The following is an 815-nucleotide window of genomic DNA, read 5'->3' as shown; positions in this document are numbered from 1 at the left end:
CGTTTTACCCGTGCGGAGCGCGGGCATTCGCCTGACACGGGCACTTCACGACTTCTGAAGTGCCCACTTCAGGACTCCTGACACGCGCACTTCAGGACTTCTGAAGTGCCCACTTCAGGACTCCTGACACGCGCACTTCAGGACTTCTGAAGTGCGCACTTCACAAGCCCCGACGCGGGCGGGAGGCAAGCGTCGGGCGGGCTTATCGAGCGGGAGAGAAAGGGCACGGGTTCGCTTCCATTCGGAGCGCCCATATCGGAGGTTATATAATGAATATGAACGTAAAACGCGCCGCATTAGGACTTGCCCTTGCCGCTGCGCTCGCTCCCTGCGGCAGCGCGGAAACCGCCGCACAAGCGGCTCTTGATAAAGGACGTCTCTTTATCGAGCGGGGCGACTTCGACACCGCGATAGAATGCTTTACGGACGCGCTGAAGCTCGACCCGAATGACGCGCTTGTCTACGGCTGGCGCGGCGATGCTTATCACCGCAAGGGCGACTATGACCGAGAGGTTGCGGATTTTACTCAAGTAATCAAGCTCAACCCGAACGATGCGTCAGCCTACAGTAGCCGCGGTTTTGCCTATCGCAGCAAGGGCGACTACGACCGTGCTATCGCGGATTACACCCAAGCGCTCAGGCTCGACCCGAATGACGCGGCAGCCTACTATAATCGCGGCAGTCCCTATCGCAGCAAAGACGACTACGACGGTGCGCTTGCGGATTATAGCCATACGAACCAGACCGACCCGAACAAAGCGGCAGCCTACAATAATCCCGGCACTGCCAAAGCCACAAAAGGCGACTACGACCGG

The 815-nt window shown here is 58.8% G+C and carries 1 protein-coding gene; it reads left to right on the top strand.

The genetic code is table 11. The features are described 5' to 3' along the window. Positions 1-269: 269 nt before the first annotated feature. Positions 270-815, top strand: a 546-nt coding sequence (locus tag AWU74_RS06575) for a tetratricopeptide repeat protein (protein WP_162504963.1), incomplete at its 3' end; no start/stop codon positions are given.

The organism is Treponema endosymbiont of Eucomonympha sp. (genome assembly GCF_001028545.1).
Note: the sequence above shows the minus strand (reverse complement) of the source record. Positions and strands in the feature narration are given on the sequence as shown.